The 13,491-nt window shown below is 33.9% G+C and carries 12 protein-coding genes; 6 read left to right on the forward strand and 6 right to left on the reverse strand.

Going from position 1 to position 13,491, the window contains the following annotated elements; genetic code table 11:
* Nucleotides 1-10: 10 nt before the first annotated feature.
* Nucleotides 11-1,042, forward strand: a complete 1,032-nt coding sequence (locus tag OEA66_RS03250) for a bestrophin family protein (protein WP_267280010.1) — start codon at nt 11-13, stop codon at nt 1,040-1,042.
* A 166-nt stretch (nt 1,043-1,208) separates the two neighbouring features.
* Here the strand turns inward: OEA66_RS03250 and OEA66_RS03255 are convergent, their stop codons facing one another.
* Nucleotides 1,209-1,667, reverse strand: coding sequence for an Lrp/AsnC family transcriptional regulator (locus tag OEA66_RS03255; RefSeq protein WP_267280011.1), 459 nt, complete (start codon nt 1,665-1,667; stop codon nt 1,209-1,211).
* A gap of 146 nt (nt 1,668-1,813) precedes the next feature.
* Here OEA66_RS03255 and OEA66_RS03260 point away from each other — a divergent pair, with 146 nt between their 5' ends.
* A complete protein-coding gene (locus OEA66_RS03260) occupies nt 1,814-3,043 on the forward strand; it encodes an aminotransferase class I/II-fold pyridoxal phosphate-dependent enzyme (RefSeq protein ID WP_267280012.1) in 1,230 nt (409 codons plus the stop codon).
* Between the two features lie 192 nt (nt 3,044-3,235).
* On the opposite strand, the gene OEA66_RS03265 is transcribed toward OEA66_RS03260, so the two are convergent.
* The 3 genes from OEA66_RS03265 to OEA66_RS03275 all read right to left on the reverse strand — a co-directional run bounded on the left by OEA66_RS03265 (nt 3,236) and on the right by OEA66_RS03275 (nt 5,884).
* Nucleotides 3,236-4,240, reverse strand: a complete 1,005-nt coding sequence (locus OEA66_RS03265; RefSeq protein WP_267280013.1) for a glycosyltransferase family 2 protein — start codon at nt 4,238-4,240, stop codon at nt 3,236-3,238.
* Nucleotides 4,241-4,312: 72 nt separating this feature from the next.
* Complete coding sequence (locus OEA66_RS03270) at nt 4,313-4,711, reverse strand: branched-chain amino acid ABC transporter substrate-binding protein (protein ID WP_267280014.1); 399 nt, start codon at nt 4,709-4,711, stop codon at nt 4,313-4,315.
* 3 nt (nt 4,712-4,714) lie between these two features.
* On the reverse strand, nt 4,715-5,884 hold the full coding sequence (locus OEA66_RS03275; RefSeq protein WP_267280015.1) for a THUMP domain-containing class I SAM-dependent RNA methyltransferase: 1,170 nt from the start codon (nt 5,882-5,884) through the stop codon (nt 4,715-4,717).
* Nucleotides 5,885-6,006: 122 nt separating this feature from the next.
* On the opposite strand from OEA66_RS03275, the gene OEA66_RS03280 reads away from it, so the two are divergent.
* Together OEA66_RS03280 and OEA66_RS03285 are read left to right on the forward strand one after the other, a co-directional pair.
* Nucleotides 6,007-6,732: a class I SAM-dependent DNA methyltransferase gene (locus tag OEA66_RS03280; protein WP_267280016.1), complete on the forward strand. Its 726-nt coding sequence runs from the start codon at nt 6,007-6,009 to the stop codon at nt 6,730-6,732.
* Between the two features lie 262 nt (nt 6,733-6,994).
* A complete protein-coding gene (locus tag OEA66_RS03285) occupies nt 6,995-7,711 on the forward strand; it encodes a ZIP family metal transporter (RefSeq protein WP_267280017.1) in 717 nt (238 codons plus the stop codon).
* Nucleotides 7,712-7,792: 81 nt separating this feature from the next.
* On the opposite strand, the gene OEA66_RS03290 is transcribed toward OEA66_RS03285, so the two are convergent.
* Together OEA66_RS03290 and OEA66_RS20440 are read right to left on the reverse strand one after the other, a co-directional pair.
* Entirely contained in the window at nt 7,793-9,220 is a 1,428-nt protein-coding gene (locus tag OEA66_RS03290) for an OmpP1/FadL family transporter (protein ID WP_267280018.1), read from the reverse strand.
* Between the two features lie 28 nt (nt 9,221-9,248).
* The gene (locus tag OEA66_RS20440; protein WP_311136910.1) at nt 9,249-10,364 is read right to left on the reverse strand and encodes a prolyl-tRNA synthetase; all 1,116 of its coding nucleotides are present in this window, start codon (nt 10,362-10,364) and stop codon (nt 9,249-9,251) included.
* Between the two features lie 146 nt (nt 10,365-10,510).
* Here OEA66_RS20440 and proS point away from each other — a divergent pair, with 146 nt between their 5' ends.
* Both proS and OEA66_RS03305 read left to right on the forward strand, forming a co-directional pair.
* Nucleotides 10,511-11,986, forward strand: coding sequence for a proline--tRNA ligase (proS, locus tag OEA66_RS03300; protein ID WP_267280019.1), 1,476 nt, complete (start codon nt 10,511-10,513; stop codon nt 11,984-11,986).
* A 125-nt stretch (nt 11,987-12,111) separates the two neighbouring features.
* Nucleotides 12,112-13,410 (forward strand): OmpA family protein, encoded by a 1,299-nt coding sequence (locus OEA66_RS03305; protein ID WP_267280020.1) that lies wholly within the window; start codon nt 12,112-12,114, stop codon nt 13,408-13,410.
* The last annotated feature ends 81 nt before the right edge of the window (nt 13,411-13,491 follow it).

Consider the following 13,491-nt stretch of genomic DNA (forward strand, 5'->3'; position numbering starts at 1 on the left):
TATTTTTAAAATGATCACGACCAAATACGTCAATTACAAACAGGTTCTCAACTTATCCGGATTTCATCTTATTTTAATTACTTTTTGGTGTACCTTGATTGCAATTCTTTTCCATATTTTTCATTGGGATTGGATGATTATTCCTTGGGTTCCTGTAGCATTGATTGGTACGGCGGAAGCTTTTTTGGTTGGTTTTAAAAACAATCAAGCTTACGATAGACTTTGGGAAGCAAGAAAAATCTGGGGTGGAATCGTTAATTCCAGCAGAATGCTTGGTTCAATGGTGTATTCTTTTGATACCGCAGATGAAAATGTAGGAGAATTTGACTTTGAAGACCGACGCAAAAAAATTGTTTTCCGTCACATTGCATGGTTATATCAATTCCGTGATCAGCTTTTGATTCCGGCGGAATGGGAACATATTAAAGTGGAGGAAGAACATTTCAAAAATATCGATCATAAGCGTAATAGATTGATCAAAGCGGGGTTTCCTGATTATGGCAGAACGCCTATTTTTCTCAATAAATATTTATCTGAAGAAGAAGTAGAATTGCAATCTCATTATAAGAATTTTGCGACTTATCTTATTGCTCAACAGTCAAAAGATGTGAATGAGCTGAAAAATATGAATGCTATTTCAGAGTTCAATCAAATTCAGTTGCAGGATTGTCTGAATGAGTTTTATACTTTACAAGGACAAGCTGAAAGAATTAAGAAATTTCCTTTACCGAGACAGTTTGCGAGTACGGCTTTTGTGTTTAATATCATCTTTATTATGTTGCTTCCACTTGGATTGGTGAGTGAATTTGCAAAATTAGGAGATTGGGGAATCTGGGCTTCAATACCGTTTTGTATTACGATTGGCTGGATTTATATTATCATGGAATTAGTAGGTGATTATTCTGAAAACCCTTTTGAAGGATTGATGTTTGATATTCCGATGTTATCGATTTGTCGAGCAATTGAAATTGATCTTTTACAAATGGTAGGAGAAACCGATTTACCTGACGTAATTACTTCAAAAAATGGCGTTTTAGTATAATTATCTGAAATTTCCCTGTTTGGAATCATTTCGCAGCACGACTTGAGCGGAAATCCTTTTTTGGCGATTGAGCTTGTCGAAATAACCAAAAAAGATTGGGAGCGGAAGGCGGAAAAAGCTGCCCAAAACTAACACAGTGGATCGATGTAGTCAAATAAATACAAAATCATAAAATAATCTCCGTCGTATTTTTCACTTCAGAAATCGTGAAAGAACTGTGTGTACTCGCAATATGTTGCAGAGTGGTCAACTTGGTAACCATAAAATTCCTGTAATCATCCATGTCTTTTAAGCAGATTTTTAAAATATAATCGTAATCACCACTTACGTGGAAACATTCTGTAACTTCTTTTAAGTTCAAAACTTCTTTTTCAAACTGCATCAAATATTCTTTTTTGTGCTGAATGAGTTTTACATGACATAAAATAAGAAACTTTTTGTCAATTTTTGTTTTATCAACCAACGCAACATATTTTGAAATTACGCCCGAGTTTTCGAGTTTTTTTATGCGTTCATAAACTGCCGTTACAGAAAGCCCGAGCTTATAAGAGAGTTCTTTGGTAGTTTGTTTACAGTCTTCCTGTAGATATTGAAGCAGTTTTTTGTCGATTTCGTCAAATTGCATAGAAAATATTTTAGTAAAATTTAGCTTAAAACAAATATACCCAACTTTTATTCTATCAAAATCAATTTAAATAGTTTTATTTTCTAAATAATTAAATTTCAGTTGTAACAAATATCAGAAAGATTCATTTTTAAAACAAAAAAAATATGAATCGATTCAACGCGGCAAATGAGATACAGGATCTTCAATATTTCGGAGAATTCGGAGGAGTAAATCCGTCGATTTCAGACAGCTCAACCTACACTTTTCTTTCAGCAAAAACAATGTTTGATACGTTTGAAGGCAATGCAGAAGGTTGTTATCTGTACTCAAGACATTCGTCACCAATGAATCTTTATCTTTCCGAAGCTTTGGCAAAAATGGAAAACACCGAAGCCGCAAACGTTACCGCTTCCGGAATGGGCGCCATTACTTCTGTTTTGATGCAGGTTTGCAAATCAGGTGATCATATTATTTCAAGCAGAACAATTTACGGTGGAACCTATGCTTTCCTGAAAAATTTTCTTCCGCCATTTCAAATTGAAACTTCGTTTGTAGATATCAATAATTTTGAATCTATCGAAAATGCGATTAACGAAAATACAAAAATTATATATTGTGAAAGTGTGAGCAATCCGCTTTTGGAAGTTGCAGACCTGAGAAAACTTTCTGAAATCTGTAAAAAACACAATTTAAAACTGATTGTAGACAATACTTTTTCTCCGCTTTCTATATCGCCGACTCTTTTGGGAGCAGATATTGTCATTCATAGTTTAACTAAATTTATTAATGGCAGCAGCGATACAGTGGGCGGAGTTTATTGCGGAAGCCAGGAATTTATCAACGACACCAAAAACGTCAATAACGGAGCTTGTATGCTTCTTGGTCCTACAATGGACAGTTTCCGTTCAGCAAGTATTCTTAAAAATTTAAGAACGCTTCATATTAGAATGAAACAGCACAGTTACAATGCCATGTTTCTTGCACAAAGATTTGAGGAAGACGGTTTAAAAGTTTCTTATCCAGGTTTAAAATCTCATAAAAATCATGATTTAATGAAAAGTATGATGCATGAGGAATACGGATTTGGCGGATTATTAACTTTAGACGCAGGAACCACAGATAAAGCCAACGAATTGATGGAAATGATGCAACAGGAAAACCTGGGTTATTTAGCTGTAAGTTTAGGCTTTTACAAAACATTATTCTCATGCTCCGGAAGCTCAACCTCATCAGAAATTCCTGAAGAAGAACGTGAAGCAATGGGAATTTCAGACGGATTAATAAGATTCTCAATCGGTCTCGATCACGATATCGAACGAACATACGAAAAGATGAAAGAATGCATGCTCAAAACAGGCGTTCTAAACCATGAAACCATTTCATCCATATCCTAATTATTGTTATAAAAGCTGTTGACTTTCGACAGCTTTTATTATTTTTTGCTTTACCGCAAAAGTCACAAAAAATATTTTTTGGTTATATTTTAAAACATTTCAAAAGTTCCCAAAATGAAAATTCTAGATTTTTAAAATTATTGTGTTCTTTTAAAATTAATGCTTGAAATTTAAAAAAGCTTTATGGTAAAATTAAACTTTGTGAAAATGTGTTGGAAATGCATTCTCCGGTTTCATTTTTAAAATATTCAATAAAATCCAGGATTTTAAAAATCCGTAACCGTAAGAAAACATTTGAATGTATGTTGAAATAACTGCCATTCCGGCGATTGCAATATTTTTAGTCACAATTAACGCATGAAGTAAAACCATGAAGGTGTATAACCCGAAAAGCGACAGAACAAAACCTTTTCCTAAGATAAAATATTCAATAAATCCTAAAACGTAGCCCAAAAGAAACAATGTCGGGAATGCAAAAGAAATCTTCACATAATTTGGATGTCTTTGATTTAGAATGGGTCTCGCACAACCGAATTGATAAACCTGTTTTGAGAATTTTCCAAAGTCGACTCTTCTTTTATGATAAACGGCAATTGTATCAAAAAAAGCTGTTGTGAAACCATTTTCCCAAAGTGTCATAGACAAATCCGGATCTTCACCGATTCTCATTTCTGAAAAACCACCAACTTTTTCGAAAACTTCTTTTTTAACACCCATATTGAAACTTCTGGGTTGAAATTTTGAAACCGCTTTTTTATTTCCTCTAATTCCACCAGTTGTAAAAACGGAAGTCATAGAATAGGAAATTGCTTTTTGCATCAGATTAAAACCTCTATGTGCTTTATCTGCCCCGCCAAATGCATCACAAGGAATGGAAAGAATACCATTTTTAATATTTTCAATATAATCATTCTCAACAATCACATCGCTGTCTACAAAAACCAACCAGTCATTCGAAGCTCTTTTTGCACCGTAATTTCTCGACAAACCGGGACCTGAATTCGTTTTTTTGAAGTATTTTATATTTAAAATTTTCTCAAAATTGTGAATAGTTGGGTTCAAATCAATTAAAGAACCATCATCAACAATGATTACTTCAAAATCTTTATCAGTTTGAGCATTGAGTGAATTGAGAAGTTCAAAAAGCTCATCTTTTCGATTAAATATGGCAACAACGATGGAAATAGTAGGTTTCAAATTGAAAATTTTTCAAAATTAAAGATTTGAAAAGGAATCTCAATATATTTTAAAACAATTTATGATTTTAATTTAGATGGAAATGATGAATTTAAAATAAACAATAAAAACCACTGAGATAATAAATAAAATTAAAGAAAAACTGAACAATAAAAGTTTAGACAAATTTTTAAAGTAAAAAAGCCCTAGATGATAAAGGCTGAAAAATGCAATAAAAGAAATTACAAAACCCACAAGAATACAAATTAGTAAAGTCTGTATATAATTTTCTTCGGGTAAAGGATTTTTAAATACCATAAAATAAAGAATGGAAGCAATCACAAGAAAGCTTCCACTCCATAATTCTGTTGTGTATTTTGATTTTTTTGAATATTTACTAGTCTTTTCAGTATCCGAAGAAGATTTTGAAGAAAATCCGAAATCTAAAAATTCTATAAGAATTTCTAATCCGTCAAAAAAGTCAAAAGGCATATTTTATTTTTTGTTTTCCTCTAATTTATGCACTTTTTTCGTTCCTTCATACATTTCGTACTGCAAAAATCTTGTTTCTAATTTTCCGTTGAAAAGTTTTATTTTTCTTGAAGGACGAAGTCCGATTTTCTTTACAGCTTCCAAATCTGAAGAAATTAACCATGCTAAAGTGTTCGGATAGCTTGTTTTAAAAGTATCTCCTATTTTCTTGTAAAAATCATCATCATTGATAGAAATTCTCTCATCATAAGGCGGATTGAAAACCATCAGCAACGGGAATAAATCTTTTTTGGTATCGAAGAAATTTTCTCTTCTCACTTCGATAATGTCTTCCATTTCTGCAGATTCTATGTTTGCTGCTGCAGCATTCAACATTCTTCCATCAATGTCATAACCTACAATTTTACCTGTAAATTCTCTTACACGATTAATTCTTACTTCTTTTATTTTAGAAAATAAATCAGAATCATAGTTGTTCCAATTTTGGAAACCAAATCTTCTTCTGAAAGTCTGTGCCGGAAGATCCAAAGCAATCATTGCCGCTTCAATTAAAAGCGTTCCCGAACCGCACATTGGATCAAGGAAATTTCCTTTTCCGTCCCAACCTGCCAATTGCAACATTCCGCTTGCCAAAACTTCATTAATCGGAGCTTCACCCTGCTCTTTTCTGTACCCTCTTTTAAATAAAGCATCACCTGAAGAATCTAAAGAAATTGTCACCAATTCTCTATCAATATGTAAGTGAAATTTAATATCCGGAGATTTCGTTTCTATACTTGGTCTTTTACCATATTTATTTTGAAAATAATCTACGATTGCATCTTTCATTTTGAAAGTCATAAACTGAGAATGGCTGAATCTTTCAGAATTCACAGTAGAATCAATCGCAAAAGTCTGATCAACATCCATAAACTGATCCCACTCAAATTTGAAAAGTTTATCGTAATATTTACTTTCATTATACGCTTTGAACTCCTCAATCGGAACCAAAACTTTCAAAGCTGTTCTAGCTGAAAAATTTACTTTATATAGAAAGCCTAAATCTCCCTCACAATTTACTGCGCGGTTTTTAAGCTCAACATTTCTACCACCTAATTTTTTAACTTCCTCAGCAAGAATTGGTTCTAATCCGAAGAATGTTTTTATCTGAATTTTAAGATTTTCTGTATCCATTTTGCAAAAATAGTCATTTTAGTTATTGGTTGTCAGTTTATAGTTGACAGAAATCATCGGATGTGATAAAAACCATCAACCAACCACTACTTACCATCAACTAAAAACACTATTTTTGCAGTATGGAATGGTTTGAATCTTGGTTTGATACCCCTTATTATCATTTATTGTACAGCAACAGAGACTATACAGAAGCTGAAAATTTTATTACAAAACTGACTTCAGAGTTACAGCTTCCTCAATCGGCAAAAATCATAGATTTGGCTTGTGGAAAAGGAAGACACTCGGTTTTTCTTAATAAATTAGGTTATGACGTGCTTGGTTTGGATCTTTCAAGACAAAGTATCGAACACAATAAACAGTTTGAAAATCAGACTTTGATTTTTAATGTTCATGACATGAGAAATCCTATTGATTATGATCCTGTAGATGCTGTTTTTAATCTTTTTACGAGTTTCGGATATTTTGACAATGAAGATGATGACAGAAAAGTTTTCCAATCGGTTTGTAATGCTTTAAAAAAAGATGGATATTTCGTTTTAGATTATCTGAATGAAGAGTTTGTGAGAAATACATTAGTTCCTGAAACTACTATTACCAGAGGAGAAATTGATTTTAAAATTTCAAAAAAAATCGAAGGCAGACATATTGTAAAAGATATTACGTTTGAGGCCGATGGAAAATCTCATCATTATTTTGAAAAAGTAAAACTTCATACTTTGGATGCCATTAAAAATTATGCTGAAGAAAGCGGTTTTGAAAGAATTAAAATTTGGGGAGATTATCAACTGAATGATTTCAATAAAGATACTTCATTACGTTGTATCAATTTATTTAAGAAGAAATAACTAATTCTTTCAATGAAGATTAATATAGTTATTATAGTTTTAACATTAGGCTCTATATTTTCTGGAATAAAGTTTGGATTTACAGATAGTGATACACCTCCATTGCCGTTAATTATTTCCGTTATATTGCTATTTATTGGTATTATTTTAATTTTTATTAAGAATCTTTTCAAAGATAAATACAGCTATAAAATCCACATAGCTTTTACGGTTTTAAATTTATTGATTGTCCTTTATTGTTTACTATTACCTTTTATTTAATATGATTTTCATTTTACTTATATTAAGCGTCGTTGCCGGAGTTTTGCTTGGAAAATATTTTGGGCAGAAAGAAAAGTTCTCCAAAAATTTATTGATTTTAAGTGCGGGATTTTTAATTACCATTTGCTTGAATGAAGTTTTCCCGCAGGTTTACACTTCAGATATCGGCAATCTTGGAATTTTCGTCATTGGCGGAGTTTTATTGCAAATGATTCTTGAAGCTTTAACGAAAGGTTTTGAGCACGGACATTTTCATCATCATGGAGAAAGTAATATTCTTCCGATGGCTTTGATGGTTGGGCTTTTTATTCACGCATTTATTGAAGGAATTCCTTTGGCTAATGAAACAGATCCGTTTTCGCCTTATTTGTTGGGAATTTTATTTCATAATCTTCCAATTTCTTTTATTTTGGGGGCATTTTTATTTAACCGAACAAATTCAAAAGTATCTTATCCATCGATTTTAATTGTAGCCTTATTTGCGTTAGCTTCACCTTTCGGAATGCTTTTAGGAAACTATTTTAATCCAGCTTGGCAACCTTATTTCTTAGCGATTGTAGGTGGAATTTTCCTTCATATTTCATCTGTAATTATTTTTGAAAGTAATAAAAATCACAATATCGACTGGTCAAAAATAGGACTGGTTATTTTGGGTGTTTCATTGGCATTGATGATGCATTTATTTCACGATCATTCTCATGTAGGACATCATCATTAAATTTATTATCAAAATTTAAATATAAACAAAAGGCTTCGAGAAAATTTCCCGAAGCCTTTTTTATGTTTTAATGATGTTAATTTAGAATTTCCATCCAACTGTTAAGAAGAAATTGTTTCTAACATTTTTAACATCTGAAACTACTGAATATGGAGTTGCTACATCAAAATCTCCTGAATAATATCCTGTTCCAAAGCTTTCGTTTCCACTCAAGAAAGGATTTTTATATTCTGAAGTAATATTTTGATATGCTGCATCGATGTAGAATTTACCAAAATCATATCCGATACCTGCCCCAATTGTGTTTCTATCTCCTAAAATCAAATTACTGTAATTTACATCTCCAGTTTGACCGTTGTTTGAGTAAGCACTTATTGTCATTGCATCAAACGGACTTGAAGCGTAAGAATAACCACCTCTTAATCTGATAGCTTTGATTCTATATTCTGCTCCGACTTTAATTTCAGACAAGTTTTTGTAAGAATCGCTGAAGAAAGAATTTAGCTCGCTTTCTGCATCTCCTTGAACTTTATATCTAGGCTTTGTTAATCCCAAAGTATAATCTACGTTGATTGCAAAGTTTTTAGTCGGCACAAAAGCTCCACTTAAAGTCGCTTTCATCGGAGACTGAAATCTTCTGTCTTCAACGAAGCTATCAGCATAGATGTAACCGTCGGTTCCTGTATAATAATCGGTGTAAATTCTATCTAAAGACCACCAAGTTGGCGATTCAATTGAAGCTCCTAATCTAAATTGTTTAGTAATTTTCCCAATTACACCCACACTTGCAGAGAAACCATTTGATTTTTCAGAATAAGGCGTGTATTGCTTGTCGAATGAATAAGCCGTATTGTCTAAATTCAAACCAAATTTAGCACTGTCATACTGCTCCAAATCAACATAATGCATATTAACACTTGCCCCAACATATAAAGCATTGTTGTAATTTGCACCAACTCCTAAGTTAAATTTAGTCTGAGTTCCGTATCTGTTGTAAGCATGACCTAAATAAGATAGATTACCTATAACAGGATTTCCACTATTATCTACAAGATCTTTTGCAATAGAAACATTTCCGTTTCCTGGAGATTCAACGTAGTTTTCAATAGACTGAGTTGATAAATTGGCACCAAGCGTTACAAACTTCCACGGACTTTCTGACATCAGTTGAAAGGTTGCCACACCGCCTAAATTGCCAATATTTACTTTATTGATATTATAATTAACAGACGAACTGGCTAATGAACTTGTATTTTTATTTCCGCCAACAGCTAAAGTCACAGAAGCGTCTCCTGCAATTGCAACTCCCAAACCTGCAGGGTTAGTAAGAAGCGCTGTCGCATCTCCACCCAAAGCTCCGTTTGAACCTGCCATCGCATTAAACTTAGACGAACCTGTCATTGGGGTATTAGAATATACATCAATTGAATTTCTTATAACCGATATATCTTGAGCCTGCAGATAAAACGCTGCAGTAACACCCATTAATACTAGAGATTTTTTTAACATTATTTTTTAAATAGTTATTAAGTTTAAATTATCTACCACCAGATCTGAAACCGCCGCCTCCGCCGCCGGATCTCATTCCACCGCCGCCGCCAGAAGAACCGCCTCTGAAACCGCCGCCGCTGCTTCCAGAATTAAATCCGCCTGATCTGAAACCGCCATTATCACTTGGTCTGTAGCTATCATTTCTTCTAGGAGGAGATTGTTGCTGCTGATTATAGTTATAATTTGGTCTTGACGGTCTTACTCCGTTATTGTTCATATTCGGTCTTGTACCATTATTCATATTTGGATTACGGAATCCTCCTTGACCGTTTCTGAAACCGCCATTAGCATTTCCTTGTCTGAAACCGCCGTTGTTTGATCCATTTCGGAATCCGTTACTGTTTGAAGAACCGTTTCTAAAACCTGATCCATTATTATTTCTGAATCCTGAAGCTACTTCAGCTCTTCTGTATGCTGATGCATTATTTTTAAATCCACTTATTCTTCCATTCGCCCCACTTCTTGCATAAGGAACTCTGTTGTATCCACCCCAGTAACCAGCTCCACCATATCCCCAATAAGGATTTCCGTAGTAACCGCCCCAGTAAGGATTGTAGCCTCCCCAATTATTCCAACCGTAGTTCCAGCCCATTCCCCAGTAAGGATTGTAGCCGCCCCATCCCCAAGAGTTACCCCAGCCGAAGGACATTCCCATTCCCCAACCAGAACCCCAGTAGGGACCAAAACCGCCGCCCCATCCCCAAGGCGAGCCCATTCCCCAACCCCATGAATTATCATAGTAATTGGTTTGACTTCCTGCAAAACTTCCCCAATCAGAATCTGTTGCGTTACTATTCCAGTCGTTATTTGACCAGTTATTGTAACGATTATCTTGCTCTGCTGAGTTAATCTGTGAATTTTGAATTAAGTTAGAATCATCTTGATAATAATCATAATATTCTCCTACTCTATTCCCTTCGTTACCATTAATGATTACACCTTCTGGTAAAGTATCTTTATTTGGGTCGTAATACACCCCATCCGTCTCGCTATATCCACCCATTTGTGCACCACAAGACATTAACAATAATCCACTTGAAATCGCCAAAACACCTTTTGATTTTAGCATTCCAAATAAATTTTTATGTATATTTCTTTTCATGATAATGTATAAATTTTTAAATTAAATTATATTTGCATCTTGTACCAAAAATATACCAATTTATTGGCAGCAAAAATCTATCAAAAATAGATTTTTATTTTTAGATTACATAATTTTAGAAAAGTTAAAATATTAAAAAAAAATTAATGGCAAAATTAACTTCAAGAAGCGAAGATTACAGCAAATGGTATAATGAATTGGTTGTAAAAGCAGATTTAGCTGAAAACTCCGGCGTAAGAGGTTCTATGGTTATTAAACCATATGGATATGCAATCTGGGAGAAAATGCGCGATGAGATGGACAGAAAGTTCAAAGAAACCGGTCACGTAAATGCTTACTTTCCACTTTTTGTACCCAAAAGTTTGTTTGAAGCAGAAGAGAAAAATGCTGAAGGTTTTGCTAAAGAATGTGCTGTAGTAACGCATTACAGACTAAAAAATGATCCAGATAACCCAGGAAAATTAATTGTAGATCCGGAAGCTAAACTAGAAGAAGAGCTTATTGTTCGTCCGACTTCCGAAGCAATTATCTGGAATACTTATAAAGGATGGATTCAATCATACAGAGATTTACCTATTCTTATTAATCAATGGGCAAATGTTGTTCGTTGGGAAATGAGAACTCGTCTTTTCCTTAGAACTTCAGAATTTTTATGGCAGGAAGGTCACACGGCACATGCTACAAAAGACGAAGCTGTTGAAGAAGCAGAAAAAATGAATAATGTATATGCTGATTTTGCAGAAAACTTTATGGCAATGCCGGTTGTACAAGGTTTAAAAACTCCATCAGAAAGATTTGCAGGAGCAGATGAAACCTATTGTATTGAAGCTTTAATGCAAGATGGAAAAGCACTTCAGGCAGGAACTTCCCACTTTCTGGGGCAGAATTTCGCAAAAGCATTTGATGTAAAGTTTACTAACAAAGAAGGTAAAATTGAGCACGCTTGGGCAACTTCTTGGGGAACTTCAACTCGTTTGATGGGAGCTTTGATCATGACCCATTCTGACGATTTCGGATTGGTTCTTCCTCCAACTTTAGCACCTATTCAGGTTGTGATTGTTCCTATTTTTAAAGGAGAAGAGCAATTAAACCAAATTAGTGAAGTTGCTTTAGACATTCAGAACAAATTAAAACTAAAAGGCATTTCAGTAAAATTTGACAATGACACTCAAAACAAACCTGGCTGGAAATTCGCTGAATATGAGTTGAAAGGAGTTCCGTTGAGAATTGCAATGGGACCAAGAGATTTAGAAAATAAATCTGTAGAAATTGCCAGAAGAGATAATCTTACAAAAGAAACCCGTTCTTTGGAAGGATTGGATTCTTACATCGAAGATTTATTGAAAACTATTCAACAGGATATGTACACGAAAGCTTTCCAGTTTAGAAAAAATAACTTTACAAAAGTAGATTCTTATGATGAATTCAAAAAGGTTTTAGAAGAAAAACCAGGATTTATCTACGCTCATTGGGACGGAACTACTGAAGAAGAAGAGCAAATAAAGGAAGAAACTAAAGCAACAATCAGATGTATACCTTTGGATGATGACATTGAAGAAGGCATATCTTTAATTTCAGGAAAACCATCAAAAAGAAGGGTATTATTTGCGAAAGCTTACTAACATTTAACATAATAATTATTAAATCTGCAAAAATTTAGAAGTTTTTGCAGATTTTTTTTGAAAAAAATAATATTTGGAAGGATTTTTGTTTAATTTTAGATAACATTAATTAAAAATAATATAATATGTCATTAAACATCATTGATCTTATCAAAGGGCAGCTTGGTTCTGCATTTGTTTCTCAGGCTGCATCGCAACTTGGAGAAAGTGAAGCCGGAGTTTCTAAAGCCATTTCTGGTTTACTTCCGGTAATTGTAGGTGGATTAGCCAACAATTCTGACAAGCCTTCGGTCTTGGATTCTATTTCAAATGCATCCTCACAAGGCATTTTGGGGAATTTATTTGATTCAACTTCTAATAATTCTTTTATTTCAGGATTATTAACTTCTATTTTTGGTGATAAGTTAAACGGGATTGTCAATGCGATTGCTACTTATGCAGGAATCAGCAATAACTCTTCAGCTTCATTATTAAATTTAGTGACAGGAGCAACAGTAGGTTCTGTAGGACAATATGCCGCAGATCATAATTTAGACAAAACAGGAATTTCTTCATTATTAAATGATCAAAAAGGAATTGTATCTACACTTTTACCTGCAGGTCTTTCTTTAGCATCTTTAAATGTCGGAGATTGGGCAAAAGGTTACAAATTTGACAATGACCAGGACGAAATAAAACCCGTAACTCACGAAGAACCAAAAGTTGAAGTAACAAGAAGTGTTACAGATGGCGGAACTTTCCCTGACCGAGCAACTTCTTCAGAAGGCGGATCAATCTGGAAATGGCTTCTTCCTATATTATTATTAATTGCAGCATCTTACTTTTTATGGAAGCAGTGCAATAAAAAAGAAACAACTACTACAACGACAGTTACAAACGATTCTTTAAACGTTTCTGAAGACTCTTCATCAATGCCGATGGACTCAAACACAACGGCATCTATAACAAAAGTTGACGAAGACATCGATTTAAATGGAGCTGCACTAAAAGGCTACAAAGGTGGAATGGAAGATCAAATGATTACTTTCCTGAAAACTGACGGGTATAAAAACGCAGCCAACGATGATGCTTTAAAAACCAAATGGTACGATTTCGATCATGTAAATTTTAAAATTGGAAGCGCAAATACTTTGGAAGCTGGTTCTGAAGGACAATTACAAAATTTGGTAGCTATCTTAAAAGCTTTTCCAGATTCAAAAATTAAAATCGGTGGTTACACAGATAAAACAGGTGACGAAGCTAAAAACAAAAAACTTTCTGCAGACAGAGCCAATTTCATCAAAGATTGGTTAGGAAAACAAGGTGTCGGAGCACAAGTTATTGCCGCTGACGGATACGGAAGCGAATTTGCAAAAGTAGATGCTTCTGCTTCAAATGGCGAAAGAGCTGTTGACAGAAAAATGTCTGTAAGATTTGCAAAATAATCTGATTTAAAAACAAATAATTAAATCCCGGAAATATTTCCGGGATTTTTTGGTAAAATAGATTTCCATTTCATTTATTTA

It is taken from the genome of Chryseobacterium luquanense (assembly GCF_026460945.1).
Lineage (GTDB): Bacteria > Bacteroidota > Bacteroidia > Flavobacteriales > Weeksellaceae > Chryseobacterium > Chryseobacterium luquanense.

Coding starts and splice junctions, on each gene's coding strand:
- OEA66_RS03250 (WP_267280010.1), top strand. CDS start 11: ATGATCACGACCAAATACGTCAATTACAAACAGGTTCTCAACTTATCC.
- OEA66_RS03255 (WP_267280011.1), bottom strand. CDS start 1,667: ATGCAATTTGACGAAATCGACAAAAAACTGCTTCAATATCTACAGGAA.
- OEA66_RS03260 (WP_267280012.1), top strand. CDS start 1,814: ATGAATCGATTCAACGCGGCAAATGAGATACAGGATCTTCAATATTTC.
- OEA66_RS03270 (WP_267280014.1), bottom strand. CDS start 4,711: ATGCCTTTTGACTTTTTTGACGGATTAGAAATTCTTATAGAATTTTTA.
- OEA66_RS03275 (WP_267280015.1), bottom strand. CDS start 5,884: ATGGATACAGAAAATCTTAAAATTCAGATAAAAACATTCTTCGGATTA.
- OEA66_RS03280 (WP_267280016.1), top strand. CDS start 6,007: ATGGAATGGTTTGAATCTTGGTTTGATACCCCTTATTATCATTTATTG.
- OEA66_RS03285 (WP_267280017.1), top strand. CDS start 6,995: ATGATTTTCATTTTACTTATATTAAGCGTCGTTGCCGGAGTTTTGCTT.
- OEA66_RS03290 (WP_267280018.1), bottom strand. CDS start 9,220: ATGTTAAAAAAATCTCTAGTATTAATGGGTGTTACTGCAGCGTTTTAT.
- OEA66_RS20440 (WP_311136910.1), bottom strand. CDS start 10,364: ATGAAAAGAAATATACATAAAAATTTATTTGGAATGCTAAAATCAAAA.
- proS (WP_267280019.1), top strand. CDS start 10,511: ATGGCAAAATTAACTTCAAGAAGCGAAGATTACAGCAAATGGTATAAT.
- OEA66_RS03305 (WP_267280020.1), top strand. CDS start 12,112: ATGTCATTAAACATCATTGATCTTATCAAAGGGCAGCTTGGTTCTGCA.